This is a genomic window from Ruegeria hyattellae (assembly GCF_041537925.1).
In the GTDB taxonomy this organism is placed as follows: Bacteria; Pseudomonadota; Alphaproteobacteria; order Rhodobacterales; family Rhodobacteraceae; genus Ruegeria_C.
This window is the reverse complement of sequence record NZ_JBGOSH010000008.1, coordinates 52,589-71,090: the sequence shown is the minus strand read 5'-3', so window position 1 is coordinate 71,090 and position 18,502 is coordinate 52,589. Positions and strand designations below refer to the sequence as shown.

At 56.4% G+C, this 18,502-nt stretch carries 11 protein-coding genes; 9 read left to right on the top strand and 2 right to left on the bottom strand.

Going from position 1 to position 18,502, the window contains the following annotated elements; translation table 11 throughout:
• Positions 1–22 precede the first annotated feature (22 nt).
• The 8 genes from AB1E33_RS18280 (at position 23) to AB1E33_RS18245 (ending at position 6,219) form a co-directional block, all read left to right on the top strand.
• The gene (locus AB1E33_RS18280; protein ID WP_299079430.1) at positions 23–868 is read left to right on the top strand and encodes a carbohydrate ABC transporter permease; all 846 of its coding nucleotides are present in this window, start codon (positions 23–25) and stop codon (positions 866–868) included.
• Positions 865–1,701: a carbohydrate ABC transporter permease gene (locus AB1E33_RS18275; RefSeq protein ID WP_372578707.1), complete on the top strand. Its 837-nt coding sequence runs from the start codon at positions 865–867 to the stop codon at positions 1,699–1,701. The genes AB1E33_RS18280 and AB1E33_RS18275 overlap by 4 nt, the downstream gene beginning before the upstream one ends.
• Before the next feature lie 23 nt (positions 1,702–1,724).
• The gene (locus AB1E33_RS18270; RefSeq protein ID WP_372578706.1) at positions 1,725–2,765 is read left to right on the top strand and encodes an ABC transporter ATP-binding protein; all 1,041 of its coding nucleotides are present in this window, start codon (positions 1,725–1,727) and stop codon (positions 2,763–2,765) included.
• A gap of 12 nt (positions 2,766–2,777) precedes the next feature.
• The gene (locus tag AB1E33_RS18265; RefSeq protein ID WP_372578705.1) at positions 2,778–4,055 is read left to right on the top strand and encodes an MGH1-like glycoside hydrolase domain-containing protein; all 1,278 of its coding nucleotides are present in this window, start codon (positions 2,778–2,780) and stop codon (positions 4,053–4,055) included.
• Positions 4,052–4,738 carry a D-lyxose/D-mannose family sugar isomerase gene (locus tag AB1E33_RS18260; protein WP_372578704.1) on the top strand — a complete coding sequence of 229 codons (687 nt, stop codon included), beginning with the start codon at positions 4,052–4,054 and terminating at the stop codon, positions 4,736–4,738. Before AB1E33_RS18265 ends, AB1E33_RS18260 begins: the two co-directional genes overlap by 4 nt.
• On the top strand, positions 4,726–5,145 hold the full coding sequence (locus tag AB1E33_RS18255; protein WP_372578703.1) for a GNAT family N-acetyltransferase: 420 nt from the start codon (positions 4,726–4,728) through the stop codon (positions 5,143–5,145). Before AB1E33_RS18260 ends, AB1E33_RS18255 begins: the two co-directional genes overlap by 13 nt.
• A gap of 94 nt (positions 5,146–5,239) precedes the next feature.
• Positions 5,240–5,581, top strand: a complete 342-nt coding sequence (locus AB1E33_RS18250; protein WP_372578702.1) for a transposase — start codon at positions 5,240–5,242, stop codon at positions 5,579–5,581.
• Between the two features lie 47 nt (positions 5,582–5,628).
• Entirely contained in the window at positions 5,629–6,219 is a 591-nt protein-coding gene (locus tag AB1E33_RS18245) for an IS5 family transposase (protein WP_372578701.1), read from the top strand.
• Positions 6,220–6,769: 550 nt separating this feature from the next.
• On the opposite strand, the gene AB1E33_RS18235 is transcribed toward AB1E33_RS18245, so the two are convergent.
• Positions 6,770–10,117, bottom strand: a complete 3,348-nt coding sequence (locus AB1E33_RS18235) for an AAA family ATPase (RefSeq protein WP_372578699.1) — start codon at positions 10,115–10,117, stop codon at positions 6,770–6,772.
• A gap of 459 nt (positions 10,118–10,576) precedes the next feature.
• Here AB1E33_RS18235 and AB1E33_RS18230 point away from each other — a divergent pair, with 459 nt between their 5' ends.
• Complete coding sequence (locus AB1E33_RS18230) at positions 10,577–12,136, top strand: acetolactate synthase large subunit (protein WP_372578698.1); 1,560 nt, start codon at positions 10,577–10,579, stop codon at positions 12,134–12,136.
• A gap of 264 nt (positions 12,137–12,400) precedes the next feature.
• Here the strand turns inward: AB1E33_RS18230 and AB1E33_RS18225 are convergent, their stop codons facing one another.
• Complete coding sequence (locus AB1E33_RS18225; RefSeq protein ID WP_372578697.1) at positions 12,401–18,142, bottom strand: alpha/beta fold hydrolase; 5,742 nt, start codon at positions 18,140–18,142, stop codon at positions 12,401–12,403.
• Positions 18,143–18,502: the final 360 nt, after the last annotated feature.

Below are 18,502 nucleotides of genomic sequence, written 5' to 3'. Positions count from 1 at the left end.
CCCAACTTAAAGGAGCGGTCCGATGGAAGCGCGGCTTTTGCCATACTTTCTGATCCTCCCGGTGACGCTATTTCTCTGCCTGTTTTTCCTCTACCCGTTTGCGCTGGTTGCGCAGCAGGCCTTTGGAACAGGGAACGGCTTTTCACTGGATAACTTTCGCGAGGTTGTGAGCTACTGGAAGTTCCCGATCTCGATGAAGAACACCTTTCTTCTGGCCGCGGCCGTGGTGCCAATCCAGCTGGCGCTGTCACTTCTGATGGCCACCATGGTCACAAAGATGCAAAAGGGCCGCGATCTGGTTTTGTATATTTGGACCATTCCTCTGGGTATCTCTGACCTTGCAGCGGGTATAATCTGGCTGGCGATCTTCGAGCAGTCGGGTTTTCTGAACTCGATGATGGTCGGGCTTGGTGTCACTGACCAACCTGTAAGTTTGCTGAGTTATCAAACACCCTGGATTGTGTTCCTGGCGATTATGCTTGCCGAGATTTGGCGTGCTACCGCGATTATGCTTGTGATCCTTGTGGCGGGCATCGGCCTGATCCCCAAGGAATACTACGAGGCTGCGGATGTGTTTGGCGCCTCGCGCTGGAAACAGTTCACCCGGATCACTTTGCCGCTTCTGCGCCCATCGCTGCAAACGGCCCTGGTCCTGCGCGTCATCCTGGCCTTCGAGGTCTTCGCCGTGGTTGCAGCTCTTGGGGGCACGATCTTCCCGGTGCTCATGGGTGAGATCTACGCCTATCAGTTTGACCTGCAAAATGGTGGAGCAGCAGCAGCGCTGGCGATCATCGTTCTGATTATCTCGATCGTCTTCACTCTGATCATCATGCGCGCTCTGCGCGTCCCGAAAGGAGCCACGATATGACGGCTGTAGCAGACGTTGTGGCCCCTGACGCCCGCAAGGCGGGAAGGGGGCTCTACCGAGCAGGGGTGATCTTGCTGTGTGCCTGGGTGATCATACCGCTCTACTTGCTGTTCGTGAACACAATGTCCGCACCGGACACTGTAAACAGTTTCCCCAAGAGCTTCATCCCGGAGTTCAATATGGGGTCCCTGGAATTCTTCATGGGGTTCCAGGGAATGCTGAGGGCGCTGTGGAACTCGGTTGTGGTGGCCTTGATGACGATGGCAATGTCCATTGCCATCGGGGCGCCCGCAGGCTACGCGCTATCCCGGTTCGACTTCCGTGGGAAAGAGCTGTTCCGGATGCTGATCCTGCTGACACGGGCCTTCCCCCTACCGCTTCTGGCGCTGCCCTTGGCGGTTCTCTTCATCCGTACGGGTTTGGATGATACGGCTTTTGGTCTGGCGCTGGTTCACACGACGTTGGCGATCCCATTCGCGGTGCTCATCACCTTTTCGCTCTTCTCGGGTATCCCGCTGGAACTTGAGGAGGCAGCGTGGACGCTGGGTTGCACAAGGCTGACGGCCTTCACCAAGGTCATATTTCCTCTGGTGTTGCCGGGGATTACAGCCTCGGCAATTTTCGCATTCGTGATCTCGTGGAACGAAGTGTTCGCGGCCGCCGTACTGACCATCGAGAACCGCACGTTGCCCGCGTTCCTGTTGCAAACTCTGGGCGAGGCTCCTTTGCACCTGAAATTTGCAGGTGGCTTCATCCTCGTGGTGCCTGCGCTGATCTTTATCTTCGCAGTGCGCAAATATCTCTTTGCCATGTGGGGCATCGCCAACCGCTGAGCGGTGGCTGAAAGGAAACTGTTATGGCTGAAATACAGATCAAGAACGTTGCCAAGAATTTTGGGTCTTACCAGGCTCTTCACGACATCAACCTCACCATCGCGGATCAGGAGTTCATGGTCCTTCTGGGGGCGTCGGGCTGTGGCAAATCTACGCTTCTGCGCATCATTGCAGGGCTTGAAACAGCAACGACCGGCGAAGTCTGGATCGGTGGTCGCAGAGTGGATCACTTGTCACCCAAGGATCGAGGCATCTCGATGGTGTTCCAGAACTATGCTGTGTTTCCGCACCTGACGGTGTTCGAGAACATTGGCTTTGGTCTGCGGATGCAAAAACTGCCGGATGATGAGGTCAAGCGCAGGGTCGAGCGGACAGCGGGGCTGATGCATATCGAGCAGTTGCTCAAGCGATACTCGGGCGAGTTGTCGGGTGGTCAACGCCAACGGGTCGCTGTTGCCCGGGCATTGGCAATGGAACCTGACGTGATCCTGATGGACGAGCCACTGTCGAACTTGGACGCGCTGTTGCGGATGGAGATGCGCGCCGAACTGAAGGGAGTTTTGGCCGAAAGCAAGACCACCGCCATCTATGTGACCCACGATCAGGTCGAAGCCATGTCCATGGCCGACCGGATCAGCGTCATGCATCAGGGTAAGATTGTCCAGGCTGCCTCGCCCATCGAAGTCTATCGGGATCCAGCGGCCGAGTTTGTGGCCAGTTTCATCGGCAACCCGCCAATGAATTTCCTCCCGGCTGAAGCTGCGGGCTCTGGTCGCTGGACAGTGGCAGGGCAGAGCATTGACGGCCCGGCCAATGGCAAGGATCTGAAATGGGCAATCCGCCCCGAAGATCTACGGTTAGCTGACGCGGGCTTCGGCGCGCGCGCCAAGGTTGTTGAACCTCTGGGCGCGCATTTGTTGGTGACATGTGATGTAGAGGGTCACCAGTTTCGCGCCGTACTGGACAGTGAATTGAACGTAAAACCCGGTGATGTACTTACGCTGGCGCCGCAAGAGGGCCGGGGCCGCTGGTTCGACCCCGCAACCACTCTGGCGGTCGCGTAAGGGAGAAAAAAGATGAGCCATGCGCTTATTGATCAAGCCCGCAAAGTCATGGAAGACAACGACCGGGGTGGCTATACCGTGCCCACCCATGGCCTTTATCCCTTCCAGTGGAACTGGGACAGCGCTTTGTCGGCGCTTGGTTTTTCGCACTTCGACATGGATAGAGCCTGGATCGAGATTGAGACACTTATGGCCCATCAGTGGGACGACGGTATGGTGCCCCATGTCATCTTCCATGAACCCGACGACGGCTATTTCCCGGGTCCGAGCGTCTGGCAAACAGGTCGAGATGTGCCTACTACCGGCATCACCCAACCGGCGGTCGTGGGCTTTGCTTTGTGCAAGCTCTACGATCGGGCAGAAGACAAGGCCGCTGCCCGCGTGCGGCTGGCTAAACTCCTGCCTAAGGTTCACGCTTGGCACAAATGGTTCTACCGCGACCGCGATCCCAAAAGCACGGGACTGGTCGCAATCATTCACCCGTGGGAGTCTGGCCGAGACAACTCGGTGGATTGGGATGAAGGGCTGGACGCCGTGCCGATCGAGGGTGTCGCGCCATTTACGCGGCGCGATACGACACACGCCAACCCAGATCACCGCCCGTCGGACGAGCAATATAAGTGCTATATCTGGCTGGTCGAGTACTTCCGAGGGCTTGGATGGGACAATGCGAAGCTCCACGATGCCTCACCCTTCCGGCTGGTTGATCCGGGCTTTAACGGTATTCTGATACGGTCCTGCGACGATGTTGGGGATTTGGCCGAAGTCCTGGGAGATACCTCAATGGCTTCTGAGGCGCGTACGATGGCCACGAAGGGTCGTGCGGCATTGGAAAGCCTCTGGAATCCGACGCTTGGGCAATACACGTGTTACAACCGCGCTGCTGGTCATCTGCAGGACACGCCCACGATTGGCGGGCTGCTCGCAGCAATTGCCGATGTCCCTCTGGGCCGTGCTGAAGAGCTGGCGCGCAGGATCGCCTTGTTGGGCCAGCGTTGCGGCTATCTGGTGCCCAGTCACGACCCGGCAGATGGCGCTTTTGATAGCCTGCGCTACTGGCGCGGACCGACATGGTTAATCGTGAATTATTTGATTGCCGAAGGCCTAGGTCGGTCAGGGCAGGGGGCCATGGCGCAGCGTATCCTGGCTGACAGTTTGCGCCTCATCGAGAAAAGTGGCTTTGCAGAATACTATGACCCAAACAGCGGCGAGCCTTGTGGTGGCAGTAGCTTTACCTGGACCGCTGCCATGGTGATCGAAATCCTCAAAAACCAAAAAGTGCCAGCATGAAGCGTTCGCGCATCAATGAGATCATGGCCCAAGCAGATGAGTTCATTTGCCCTCATGGCTTTGCGTTGCCGCCCTTCGCCCATTGGAGGTCAGAGGAATTCAAGGCTCGCAAAAGTGATGCACGTCATGTGATTGACGCACGTTGCGGTTGGGACATCACTGATTACGGTAACGGGGATTTTGACAAGATGGGACTGTTCCTATTCACCCTGCGCAACGGGTTGCAGAGTGATTTGTCCAAGGGCGGCGGCATGTGTTACGCCGAGAAACTGTTGATTTCGAGGCGGGGCCAACTCTCGCCAATGCACACGCATGTTCTGAAAGCTGAGGATATCATCAACCGCGGTGGCGCAACTCTGATTGTTGAGCTTTTCGGCTCAGACGACGCCGGTGGGTTTGCAGAGGATCGCGGCGGTGTGGTTTGGCTGGACGGCATTCGACATCATTACCGACCGGGCGAGAAGCTGCGCCTGGCTCCTGGTGAAAGCGTTACCCTGCGTCCTGGTGATTGGCACGCGTTCTGGGGCGAAGGAGGGGATGTGCTGATAGGCGAAGTCTCGACCGTCAATGACGACGAGACCGACAACATCATTCGTGAACCCATTGGTCGGTTTGCCGAGGTTGAGGAGGATGTTGCGCCGACGCATCTCTTGGTCAGCGACTATTCCAAATGGCTTGGCTGATTGATGAAATTTGTGATGACCAACTGGCGTTGGAACGCAGCTTGTTGGACGAGCTACGTTGCCAACAACCGCAAGGTGTTAACAGCACAATTAATTTGGTCTGCCAAACGGATGGCACCCTGAAGGGCGGGCTTCTGGGCACAACATCTTATGGTTGGTTGTTGCTCAAAGTCTTGTGGGTGGCTCGGCCTTTCCGGCGTCAGGGGTTAGCACGCGCATTGTTTTACCGCTCTTCTACTTTAGCCGTAGCAAGGGGCTGTCACAGCGTTTGGCTCGACACCTCTGATCCCAAGGCGCGCGAGATCTATCTGCGTTGGGGGTTTGTACAGTTTGGCATACTAGAAAACGGACCGGAACGCGCGCCGTCAGAACACTGCCGTTGGTTCTTGCAACGGCCCATCGTCTGATCCGCAGTAGGAAACTCATGACTGGCCCGACCTTGTTGCACGGATCGTGCTTCAGGACTAGCTCTGTTGCTTTCCCTCCCGTGAGTTGCTGTGGATGCCATACAAATTCAATGATGCTCGTCGCAACAAGTTTCCCAAAGCAAAGTACCGGGTCACGAACTGCTGTGAATACAACGAAAGTCTCCGGCAACGGGGCGATTTGACGATCTGGGTATCCGATGATGTGTTGCAGAATTGGACATCGCCACGCCGCAAGACACGCGGCGGTCAGGCACGTTATTCTGATCTGGCAATCGAGATCTGTCTCACTCTGCGGGCCGTGTTTCGACTCCCGCTCAGGCAAACTCAGGGCTTCGTGCGGTCGATTGCCAAGCTGATGGGCATTGACCTTGCGGTGCCGGATTTTTCGACCCTGTCACGACGCGGCAAGGGCTGAGGATCAACCAAAACCGGCGAGTTGCAAGTAAGCCAATCACCCTCATTGTGGACAGCACAGGTCTGAAAGTGCATGGCGACAACGGCTGGCATAGAGAAAAGCACGGCACCAGGAAGGCACACAAAACATGGCGCAAGCTCCAAATCGGGCTCGAACCGGAAACGGGTGAAATCACCGCGACGGAGCTGACCACGGAACATGTGGGCGATGACACGGCGCTGCCAGATTTGCTCACTGACATGGATGAAGATATGAGCCGGTTTCTGGCGGATGGCGCGTATGATGGCCTGGGTGTGGTAGACTGTCTGGAGAACAAGTTCGGGGCCGGGATAGAGATCACTGTCCCTCCGCCAAAGAACTCAGTTCGAGGCAAGAATGCACAGCGCAATCACCACATCGATGCCATCGCCGAGCGGGGCCGGATGAACTGGCAAGTCAAATCGGGGTACAACCAGAGATCACAGGTTGAAGCGCAGATCGGTAGATGGAAACAGGTTTTCGGCGATCGCCTGCAAGCGCGTGATTTCGACCGTCAGATAGCCGAAACGAAAGTAGCAGCAAAAGCGCTCACCTGGCCATTGGTGGAACAGGCGTGCCATTTGTTTGGTACTATCGGGGGTACATTCGCTTGGGCCTGAGCGTGCGGCGGTATTCACCAATCTCGTCGCCGTTTTCGGGGTAGCCCTTGGGGCTGCTATCTCGCGCGCACCGGTTGAGGTTTCCATGCTGGTGGGCGGTGCGCTGGTGATTGCCGGAGTTTCACTCACTAACCGAGGATGATGTCAAATGCCAAGAAACAGCCGGTTAGACAGGTTTTTTGTAGATCGATTGCTGGCTTTCACAGCGGACCCCAAGGTGTTCAAAAATCCGCGGCAATGAAGACAGGCCAGTGCTGAGCCGAATTCGGATGCGGTGCAGCAACTCGCGTCCACTGATACAGTACCCAAGCCAGAACGGCCCAGAGCCGACCTTGAGCAGGGTCGTCTAATGCTGCGTTTGCAGCCCGCTTTCCGGACATTCGCCGCGTGTGAGAATAATGGGGCTGAATGAATTCACAAAAGCGGGCATAGCGGACGAAGAATGGAATGACGAATGTAATAGTGGTTAAGCCATCACAGAGCATACTTCCGGCTCCTGCAATGGATTTGTGCTGGATGCGCCAATGGCTGTGTCGCCGTTGCTACGGAGTTAGGAGAACTCATCCAGAAGCCCTTTTGCATCGGTGAGATCCGGGGTGTCTTGACCCTCGCTGAACCAGGCATAAATCGGGGCCAACAACTCCTGAGCGGTGCTGGTTTCACCCTCGTCTCGCATTAGGCGTGCAAGCCCAACCGAAGTGCGCAACTCCCACAGTTTGGCATTCTGCTTTCGGGCAATTCCGAGTGCCTGGAGATAGAACTTCCTGGCAAGGATATTTCCACCTAGACCGGCCCGTTCAGAGTCTCCGAGCATCCGAAAAATCTCGGCGTTGGCCCACCGTTCGGAACCTTGATCGATCATGGTAATGACTTTGTCCCGCGCCTCTACCGCCTGCTCATGTTGGTTTACCGCCAACAGATTGGCGACATGATGGGAATAGAGGTAAGGCACATAAACATGCGTGTTTGATTCTTCGCATCGTGCCATGCCTTCCTCCATCAGATCGACGGCTTCTTCCGGTTGGCCCCTTGACGGCAACACAGCCGCAAGAACCAGCATTGCGATCCCCTTCCACATCACTAACCCATGCTCTTCCGCCACCTGGATCGCTCGACGGCTGAATTCTTCGGCCGTTTCGTGCTTGCCAAGCAGCCACGCCAGCATGCCGTAGTGGGTATAGGCGTAGCCAATGGTGTTTGAATGACCCAGCTGTTCGGAATGCTCCGGAACGCCGATCATCTCGTCCCATGCCCGGCTTGGAAATCCACGACAGGCCAGGCCAATCGCGCGGTAACATCGCAGGCCCAGATGGGGACTCTGGCCGTACTGACGCGTGAGATCCGTCTCGCGTTCCGGGTCGTACAGCTCAAGCACCCGTTCGTAGTCTCTCTCTGCCGTTTCAAAGGCACCGGTCATCGTTCGGCTGAGATAAAAGGACCGGGCGGACATGAACGAGTGATCCGGGTTGTGGTCGCCTGAAGCGGCATCGAAGATTTCCTCGGCAATTTCGAGTGCGTTCGCCTGTTGACCACTGACATGAGAGATGACCCAATTGCCATAGTAGATCGGGAACCGGTGTGGTGACTCGCCGATAGAATTGACCAGGCGGCGCGCCTCGGCAAAACCGTCAACCGTAACGGGATGTGCATAGCCGCGCCCAGCCATGTTTGTATGGTTGAGCCGCAGCAGTAGCTCTAGTTCCCGTTCACTGTCGCGCTCGCCGTCCTTTGCACCGCGCACCAGGCGCAAGGCACTCTCGTAGTGGTTTACGGCTTCGCGGTGGGCCGGACGCGCAAACGCATCGTCGCCGGCCCGGGCCCAATACCAGATCGCCTTTTCCGTTTCGCCAGCCTGCTCGGCATGATAGGCGAGGATCTCTGGATGTGCGTCATCTTTTGCCTCAAGCGTCGTGAGCAGGTCGGCATGAATTGTTTGGCGTCGTGACTTCAGAAGGCTCTCGTAGGCTGCATCACGCACCAGCGCATGCTTGAAAAGATAGTTGGCTTCAGGGGGCGTACCGCGACGGAACAACAGTTCCGCTTCCACCAGGCGATCCAGCGCCGCCGCGAGATCACCATCCGAGTGGGAAGTGATTGCAGCAAGCGTTTGGTAATCGAAGGTCCTGCCAATCACCGATGCGATTTGGGCGATCTCCTTGACGGGATGCAAACGATCTAGACGCGCCATCAAACTGTCGTGCAATGTTGCCGGAATGGAAAGTGCGCTGAGCGGTCCCGTTAGCACATAAGCACCGTCCTCCTCACGCAAGGTGCCGGATTCTAGAACCACCTTGGCAATTTCTTCGACGAACAAGGGGATACCGTCGGTCTTGGCCGTGATTTCGTCGAGGACCGGAGCTGGTAAGGGCTTGCCCCCACCGACACGCGCCACAATGTTTGCAACCTGCGAACGGCCTAGTCGATTCAGCATCAGGCGGGTAACAACCGGATGACCGCCAAAACCATGTTCGAATGTTGGGCGAGCGGTCATGAGAACCAAGATGCGCGAACTTGCGACCGAATTCAAAGCCAGCTCAACGAGTTCCAGCGTTGTTGGATCAATCCAGTGGGCATCTTCGATCACGAAGCAAACAGGCCGTGCCTCTCCTAAGCCCACGAGTTGATCGATTAAAGCCTGGAGTAGCCGTGAACGCAATTGTTCCGGGCTGAGGTCGGACGCGCCGTAGCGCGTTTCAGCGTCGAGTGCCAACAAAGGTGCAATCAACGGTGCGTGAGCAGCCGTGTTTGACGTGCCTTGCCTCAGCAATGCTTCAAGCTTGTCGAGTCGCGCGTCGTTGTTGTCTTGCGCGGCGAACCCGGCAGACAAACGCAGCTGCTGGATCGCCGGGTAGAGAGCGCTGTCGGTGTGGTAGGGCGAGCACTGATAACGGATTTTCGTGTGATCTTGGTCTCGCAGTTCGTCGAAAATGGCTTGTGTAATACGCGACTTGCCAATCCCGGCCTCTCCCGTCAGCAAGACCATCTGGCCTTCGCTCTTTACAGCTTGCCCCCATCGCTCCATCAGTAACGCCAGTTCTTGGTCCCGACCAACGATCTCTGACATGTTCGCCGAATCTCGCCCCGCAAATCGGCTCTCCAATGTCCGCTCACCGACCACGGCATAGGCGGCGATTGGGGCAGCCAGGCCCTTTACATCGTGCTGGCCCAGGTTTTCGAGATCAAACAGGCCACCTAGCAACCGACTTGTCGTTTCGGCCACTACGATTTGACCCGGTCTCGCCAGCGCTTGAAGGCGCGCTGCAAGGTTCGGTGTGTCGCCCACCACTGCTTCTTCGCGCGCCGACCCCTCGCCGACAAGATCGCCAACCACAACCAAGCCGGTCGCGATACCCATCCTTGCTGCCAGCGGCGTTCCGTCTGGCGTGATTAAATGCTCAATGGCCTCGAGCAATGCCATGCCAGCACGAACCGCTCGCTCAGCCTCGTTTTCGTGTGCCCTTGGCCAGCCGAAATAGGCCAGCGCACCGTCCCCCATAAACTTGGCCACGTGGCCGTCAAGGCGCGTGATCTCGCCGGCAACAGCATTCTGGAAGCCGCGGATCACTTCCCGCATTTCCTCCGGGTCGAGCCCTGCTGAAAGGGATGTTGAGCCGACCAAGTCCACGAACATCACAGTGAGCTGACGTCGCTCTGCGGATTGATCGGACATGGGAACCAGGGAGCCGCTTTCATCTACAGACGTTTCAGGGCTCTGTTGTGCCAACTTGGCTGCATTCGCCAGCAAACGACGACGGGGGCCAAGCGGCAGCCCTAGATCTTTCAGATCCTGTTCGGTGATATGGGGAAGATCCAGCAGGGCGACCTCGTTTTCCTCCAGAAAATCGGCATATTTTTCAAGTTCAAGCCGCTCCAGCCACTGTTTGAGATCTTCCGGCATTCGAGTCCTCCTGTGGACATCCTACCAGATAGCAAAGATTAGACGAGGCTTTGCCGATCGCGACCCGGCCGGCTTCCGCCGGGCCTTGTTCGGCGTATAACAGACTGAAATTTCGACCGACTTAGTTTCGCTTAGCAATCACTTTATGCCGCAGTCACATTGCCATTGTGTCCGCTATAGGATCGCCGCCGGCATCGGATGCAGCGTGGCATGGCCCCTGCCCTTCAAACTTGTGAACCTCGAACACGGCCCCAAGCGGTCACTCGACGTTGGTATCAGATGCTGCGGTCGCAGCCCACAAAGCCGCCATTCATGCAGTGCACAGCAATATTGAGATTAAGACGCCAACTTGGGAATAGTTGAAGTTTGAAGACCCGCAAGTGTTCACGAGCGTTTTCACTTACATCAGGACAATCTGTCTCCTAAACTTTGCCAAACCCTTATCAAACGGTGGATCAAGTGAACGGCGCAGAATCGTTAGTCAAAACCTTCTTGCACTGTGGCGTGGATACCGTTTTTGCCAATCCTGGCACATCTGAAATGCATTTTGTCGCAGCCCTAGATGACCACCCCGAGATGAATTGCGTTTTGTGCCTTTTCGAAGGTGGTACGACGGGCGCTGCAGATGGCTACTATCGTATGAAACGAGACGTTGCAGGTACGTTGCTTCATCTTGCGCCAGGGTTTGGCAACGCATTTGCAAATCTACATAACTCCCGGAAATCCGGTTCCGGGATTGTGAATGTGGTCGGAGATCATGCAACGCATCACCTGCGCTACGAAAGCCCGCTCAAATGCGACATCGTCGGCATCAGTCAGGCCGTAAGCCATTGGACACGGGTTTCTGGGGATGCCACGAGTGTTGCCGTGGACGGTGCTGCAGCAATACAGGCTGCCCGGTCTCAAAATGGCCAGATTGCCACGCTGATCCTTCCTGCCGATACTGCCTGGGAGACCGCCAATGGCCCGGTGACGACAAGCTTGCCAACCCAGCGATGTCATCGCCCGTCCACCTATGATATCGAAGCTGCGGCTGCACGCCTGACTACGCAACAAGCTGCCCTTATGATTGGGGGCGCCGCTCTTTTTGGACCGCTTCGCGAACTGGTTGGAAAAATTGCGGCGGAAACAGGATGCCGGGTGCTAGCTGACACGCTGATTCCCCGCATCTCAAAGGGTGCTGGGGCGGCAAAATTGGATCAGTTGGTTTATCCGATCACACCCAAAATTGCTCAGCTTGATGGCACATCCTCAATCACCTTGTTAGGCACCGACAGGCCCGTTGCTTTTTTTGCCTACCCGGGTAAGCCAAGTGTCCCAGAGCCATCGGATTGTCCAGTTATGGATCTTTGTAGCCCAACGGATGATATCGACTGGACGCTTCAATCTCTGGCGGATGCCGTCGGGGTGTCCAGCACAACTTCGGCGAACACATTTCCTCTCGAATTGCCTTCCATTCCTGACGGACAGCTGACGTTGGCGAAGGTTGGTCAGACCCTGGCGGCTCTGATCCCCGAGAACGCTATTTTGTGCAATGAATCAGTGACTTCCGGGTTCCACGTCATTCCGCCGACCGCCACTGCCCGACCGCACGATTTGCTCGCCGGAACAGGCGGAGCAATCGGCCTGTGTCTGCCCTGCGCAACCGGCGCAGCAATTGCATGTCCGGATCGGAAGGTTATTGCCCTGACAGGTGATGGGTCTGCCATGTACACCCTGCAGTCCTTGTGGACCATGGCGCGCGAAAGCCTCGACATAACCGTGATTGTATTTGCCAACCGCGGATATCAGATTCTTCGGGATGAGCTTGCGAATACCGGTGTAGAGAGCTTTGGTCGAAACGCTCAGGCAATGTTTGATGTAGAGAATCCGGCGCTCGACTGGGTTTCTTTGGCGAAAGGGCATGGTGTTCCCGGGGTGCGAGCCGAAGATATCGATGGCTTTGCAAAAGCATTGTCTGAGGGACTCTCATGTAGTGGTCCATCTTTGATCGAAGTTGTTTGTCCCTTACCCGCTTAAGACAACCGCTTTGCAAAGAGAAAGAATTGCGAGATTGACTGGACCTCCGGCCCACAGCCGATCTATGCAACAACGCCCCCTGCAAGCATGAAGATCGGTTATGCCAGAGTGTCCAATCAATCCCAATGCCTCGACCACCAGATCAGGACCTTAAACGTGGCGCATCAGCATTCTCTGGCGACCGGAGGTTAATGTAACAACACGTCGTCCAGATCAACTTGCCTTCTTCCTTGACTATCATGGTGGTGGGAAACCGCTTATGGCCTAACAGGTTATTGTCCTTGTCTCTCCGTCCGAGAATTCGCAATCGACAAACCACTCATTACCTAGCTCACGCACGGAGACAAATGTCGGACCATCACCAGCCACTGGTCTTTCAGTTTTTACAACGCAGGAGAACTGACCACCTGCTAAATCGAATGTGAACGTTTCCAGATCGGCGGTGTCCTCCTCCAAGGAGTTAGCGAAAGGAAACGGTGCCCACAGCGCGGATGTGTGAACAGATGCAAACCGCGTCACTTGCTGATCTTGTGCATTGAGGATTTCGCCAGTGGCCAGGCAGGCACGATGTTCGTCCCCAGACAGAAACACTATGTTTTTGATTTGTTTTTTTGCGATATGGCCTAATATTTCTCGCATTGACGCAAGATATCCGTCCCATCCGTCGGAGTGAATGGCGCTGAGATTGTCGGGGTGTAGCCGGGTATCGCGTTGAATAGCGCGACGATGTCTTGGGAGAAACATCGATGGCGTCACAACGAATTTGACGCCGCTGCCCTGTTCCATCCAATCTTTGAGTTTTGTCATCGCCGGCCCATGGGCAAGTTCCGCGTTCATAAGGTCACCCACAGCCCGCCGCGTTCTGCAGGTTCGGGTATTCAGCAGGAAGAAACGCGCATTACCGTGTTCGAAGTCTTGACGGTTCGAATGCAATCCGTGTTGGTATTTTCTGTAAGCACTTATTGCTTCTTTGAACCAATCCGATTGCTTGTCATTCACTCCGGCTCTGGGTTCCCAATTGTCAACGATTTCATGGTCGTCCAACAGCATATATGACGGAGCAGACCGAAGCGCCTTGCGCACCGCTGGGGCTCTCAACCAGTTTTCGTAAGGGGAACGATAGCGGTCGTTGATGTCCCGTGGATCAAACAGACCGGCGGTCGCATCGACATAAACCTGATCTCCGACCAGAAGACTGAAGCGCGGCGGCGCGGCGGGGCTCGTCAGCCGTCCTGCCAGCGTCCCGTAGGAATTGTAGGCCACCGGCTTGTCCAGCAATCCTGCCGGATACTGACACGACCCGAACATAAAGCGCGTTTGCTCATTCCCGTCGGGCAATTCCCAATCGGGAATGACACCATCCAACAGAATATCGTCCTGATCCTGAAGCTGATCAAACACCGCCTCTCCAATTGCCTGGTTGGACGCGAACTGCAACTCGGATACCGGCACTTCCCGCATGCCGGTATCCGCGCTCGGGTCAACTGCAACCCTGTTCACATCCCGTCGACCACGCAGCACGATACCCGAACTGTGGGTCCCATCCGCGGGTCTGGTCAAACTGGCCCCCCGTAGCAACGACTTTGAAACTGCCTTACGGGTGTTTACGAACCGTTCGAGATCGAATTCTTCCGGTGTTGCGCGGGTATACTTACCATCACGGCCGAACTTAAACACTTCATTCTGGCCGTTGTTATTTCGACGTGCAAAGAAATATTGGCTGCCCGCAGCCGGCGCCAATTCATCTGCCTCGTCATATACGATCAACACCAATGTGGCGTTGCCCGGTTTTTCAGAATCGAATCCTGGCATGAATTCCGGCTTGGGAACTTCGAAAACGGCCCAGCCGTCCGAAGCGAATTCCTGCGCAGGGTACACAACCATCGACAACAGCACATAGTCTTCGGCCCAATCATCGGATTGCGTGTCAGGTCGCAATATCCGGTCACCGGCTATTTGAACCCGCAACAACACAATGCTCTCCGGTTTCCTGTGCGATGGCGCCGCGCCGATCCGCGCAAAGTACCCCGGCGTCGTTTCGGTCTCAGGAGTCTCAAGAGTCATGACTGGCCCGATCCAGGGTGGATGGGCCACTTTATCAGTGTTGCGTTCACCCTCATGGGTTGGCAGGTCCAGGTCCAGGAAGGTGCGGATATGTTCAAATGTGGCCAACCTGTCCGCGCCGATCAAAGCGTCTTGGTGCCCTGCTTCATCAACGATCTCTGGCTTGAGATAGTGAACCCCCGCGTCATGCAGAATTTTTTCCATTCTGTTGACTGTAACGGGATCAGACAGTCCGTTTTCGCCACCATGCAGGCTAAATGTTGGAATTTCACTCCATGTTGTGCCGAAATTTTCCCGCGAAACCCATTTGTTCCGGCCACGAAAGTCCGTCATCATGTCATTTCGGGCGTAGTGCAGAGTGGAACTGACAGTCCGAATGCTCAGTGCTCCGAAATGTTCGTCTATAAACTCCAACACTCCGGGGTCCATCCTGGCCGCGTTGAAGTCGCGTCCGTACAGCGCGTCCATCCTGTGCCGTGTTCTGGTCCAGGGCGTGCGTTTCCAGGGGATCACGGGGTTTTCGATATCGAACTCATCTACGGGATACGGCAGCGTTGCCAGCACGCGGTCCAGTATGTCGTCCGTCAGGGACCGGGTATCGGGGCGAAACTGGTAGTTGTCAGGCAATAACCCGACCAAATACTTCATGATATAACCGCGCAGAATATTGACCGGGGAAAACACCACAAGAGGCCCAACCTGCGTGAATGCCACCCGCCGGATCTTTTTGAAAAGTTCATTCGATGCAGAGTCCAGGATCGCCATGCTGCACACGACTGTCCCCATGCAATGCGCGACCACATCGACCTGCTGGGCCCCGGTGGCCTCGATTGCCTTGTTGATAACATAATGAACGTCGTTCGCGGCGATCTGGTCGAAACTCCAGGGTACGGTCGCCGTTGTTTCGCGAAAATACGGGCTGGTGCGAAGATCGGCGATCAGAACTTCCCGTCCGCTTTCCCACAGGTGGCTGGCAAAGTTCGGATTGACCGCGTGATGAGCAAATGTGGTTCCGCCGGCACTGTAGCCATGGAACATGACCACCGGAGGCCTTGTGGCATTCGGGTTGGGGTAGCGGGTGATCCGAACCTTCCCCTCGATTGGACCAAGCGACTTGTCGAGATCCGGCACTTCGGCACCAATTTGGCCACCGTCGCAAAACGCGTCAGCGTTCACGGTTGTACCATCTGAAAGCCTAAGCTTGTCCGGCGGAGCGAATTTGATCACCTTACCGTCATCATTCGTATCTGGAGCCCTGAAACTCCAGATATGAATGCCAAGCAGCAGACGTAAGAAATAGCCGACAAATCCGGTAATGTCCGAAATCGCAGTCATGGCATCCGACTGCTTTGTAATCCGGAACAGCGGAACGCCGATCCGCGCAAGATATGCCATATCCAGATTCAGGACACGCGGTCCGCGCCTGTTGAGCCCCGGGAAGTCTTCCAGGGTCACGTCCATCAATTGCCGCCACGGGTTGCCGCGACGGTTGTATGTGAACCGCTTGACACCTCGAATGCGATTGCCGCCAAGTTGAATTTCGGACCCTGAAACTGCGGGACCAATCCTTAATCTGTAAACCAATTTTCTGACTTCACCGGCCTTGCTGGCGATGGCGATTCCGGATTTGATCCGGCTGAGAAGCCCTGGTCCGGACCCGCCTGTATGATCTTCGAAGGTCGCCTGGTAGATGTCCCGCAACCCCCGGTTCAGCAACCATGCCTTGCCCGCCCTCCAGATCCGCCCCGTGGGCCAGCTGCTTTCGCGCTCCAGAACTTTGAGGTAGCCGGTCAGTGGCGCGCGAAGGATCGCTATGGCGTCAAGCTCCCGCTCGCGCCACATAGGAGGGCTCCATGTTTTGCTGAGTGGTTCCCAGTCATCCTTCCGGAAAATCCGGATTTCGCTTCGGGTCAGCGGGTCCAGTTCGTCCTCGGAAAGAACAAGCGTGCAATCCCCCTGAGCCCCCGGATTCAAGTCCTGAACCGGTTTGGGCTTAAACCGCAGCGTCAGCTCGGCAATGTACTGATCTGGTGACCCTCCGGCAGGGGCCAATTCCACAGGTCCGGAAAGACGTTCGATCACCTCAACCTCGGTCGGCTGCGGTGAAGCCGCCCTGTCGGTCTCGCGAAAGACCGGACGCTCGAAAGGCTGTGTATCGGCCGCGACGTCAGGCTTGGACCCAAACGACCATTGCTCCGCCAGTTCCTCGGCCGCGCGCAGGGCCAGTGCGGCAATTGTCAGTGCCGGGTTTGTCCCCAACGCGGTGGGCACGATCGAACCGTCCAGAACGACAAGATCATCGTAAACGCTGTTCGAGGTTTCAGACCTGAAAACCTGCCCAAGATGGTTGACCACCCCATGCGTCCCGTTCTCCGCCATGTTTAGACCACCTAGCGGATGCACGGTTGTGACCGGGCCAGTCTGATCCCCGACCAGAAAATCCATATCCTTGGGCAAGGGCCGCCAGGCAGGATTTGCGATCAACCGCCCACCCGTCCCGGCAGTCAATTTGGATAACTCGGCAATCTCTTTCTCAAAAATCTCTGGTTCGGGATCGGTCGGCCAACTCATAAAGGCGGTGCCATCGACCTTGGTGTTATTCCAATTGTCCTTGAATTTAATCGAACCCTGCGCGCCGTCGTCGCCCATAATGGCAAACGCGGCGGTCGTCTTGATGTGTTGCGGCGGTACCGCGTACCCATCGTCGGTCGGAAACCCATCGGAATGGGACGACCAGTCAATGTCCTGCAACCCCTGAAGTGCATTGACAAAACCGAACACCTCATTGAACGCCAGACGCAATGACGCGGGGACCGAAATTTCTTCGATCAGGACCCCCTTGTCATCGCGCAGATCAATGATGCCGGTGATCGTCGGACCAATAGCGCGCTGAGACGGTCGCACGCTCTCGTCGGCCACATTGTTTACAACCGTATCGGTCGCAAAATCCACAGCCAGCATGTCGCCGTTGGTCGAGCATCCTTGCCCAATATTCTTGGCCGAAACAGCCAACCCGCCTTCGCTGGATCGTTCGAGAATTTCATTCGATCCCAACGTCCCCGCCGCAAGGATGACCTTGTCGGCCCGGATCTTTACGACTGCACCATCCCTGAGCCGCAGGTTCTTGTCGGTGTAAACCGTGTTGACCACCCAACTCGTGTCATCCTTCGACACGAAGAGCACGGTCGCGCCGCTAAATATTTTCGCGCCAGCCTGATGGGCTTTCGCCAGCAGGCTCAGATCCAGGGATTCTTTGGCTCCGAAATTGCATCCCGTCGCACAATCCCCGCATTGCAGGCATTTCTTCAGCTTGACACCGGCACTATTGACGCGGTCTTTCATGGCAACGGTTATTGCCGCCGACCTGAACGTCGCATGCGGGGCAATATCTTCCAACGCCTGGTGTTTGAGTGGCACCCCGTCGGGGTGGTTGTCGATTTTGTTCGGCGCTCCGTCCACATGCGCGCCCAACTTCTTCATGGCTCTGGTATAGAAAGGATTCAACGTCGCGAGGTCGGACACTTCCACAGGCCAGCCATTCTGGAAAACGCCTGGCTTCGGCGTCTCCATGACGCCGGCATTGATTAGCGACCCGCCGCCGACGCCGTTGGCGATGACCGTATTGACCTCAGGCCCGAGCCGTATGTCGAACAGCCCCTGCCGGTTCCCGTCACGCCGAACGTGTTTGGCCAGTTCACCCAGCCCTGTCGGAAACGCGCCGGGCAGATATTCGTTCCCGCGTTCCAGAACCGCGATCCTTGCGGTGTCAGTCCCAACCGTGCGCCCGGCCAGAACCGCGGCCGCCATGGCACCGCCATAGCCGCTTCCGATGATCAGCACATCGAAATGCACGTCGGTGGGATTGGTGCGAACGTGATCAACCAACCTTTCAAATCCCTGCGAAATCCAGGCGGTGCGCGAGTCATTGTCGAAATCAGTCATGGCAAATGTTCCAGTCGGCCCGAATGCGGGGAAACCAATCGACAGGCGTTCCGGGCCATGGAACGCGCCATCGGTGGACCACCGGGGCTGAATGTGATGGACGACGTTCAAATATGCGTGCCATCCCCCCAGGGCACTTCAATATTGTCACTCTAGCATATTTTGGTGTGAATTTCCCAAGGCCCGGCAGGACGGCGGGCCAAACAGGAAGACCCGCCAGCAGATCGCGCTTTTCGTTTTTAGAGGAAAGTGTGCGACAATCCCTGAGAAGGCGAGTGCCCAAACGAGCCGGATCAGAGGTCGCGTCGCCTGCGCACTGTCCGGGCAGTTTGGTGTTTGAACAGTGTCTCGACCTCGCGG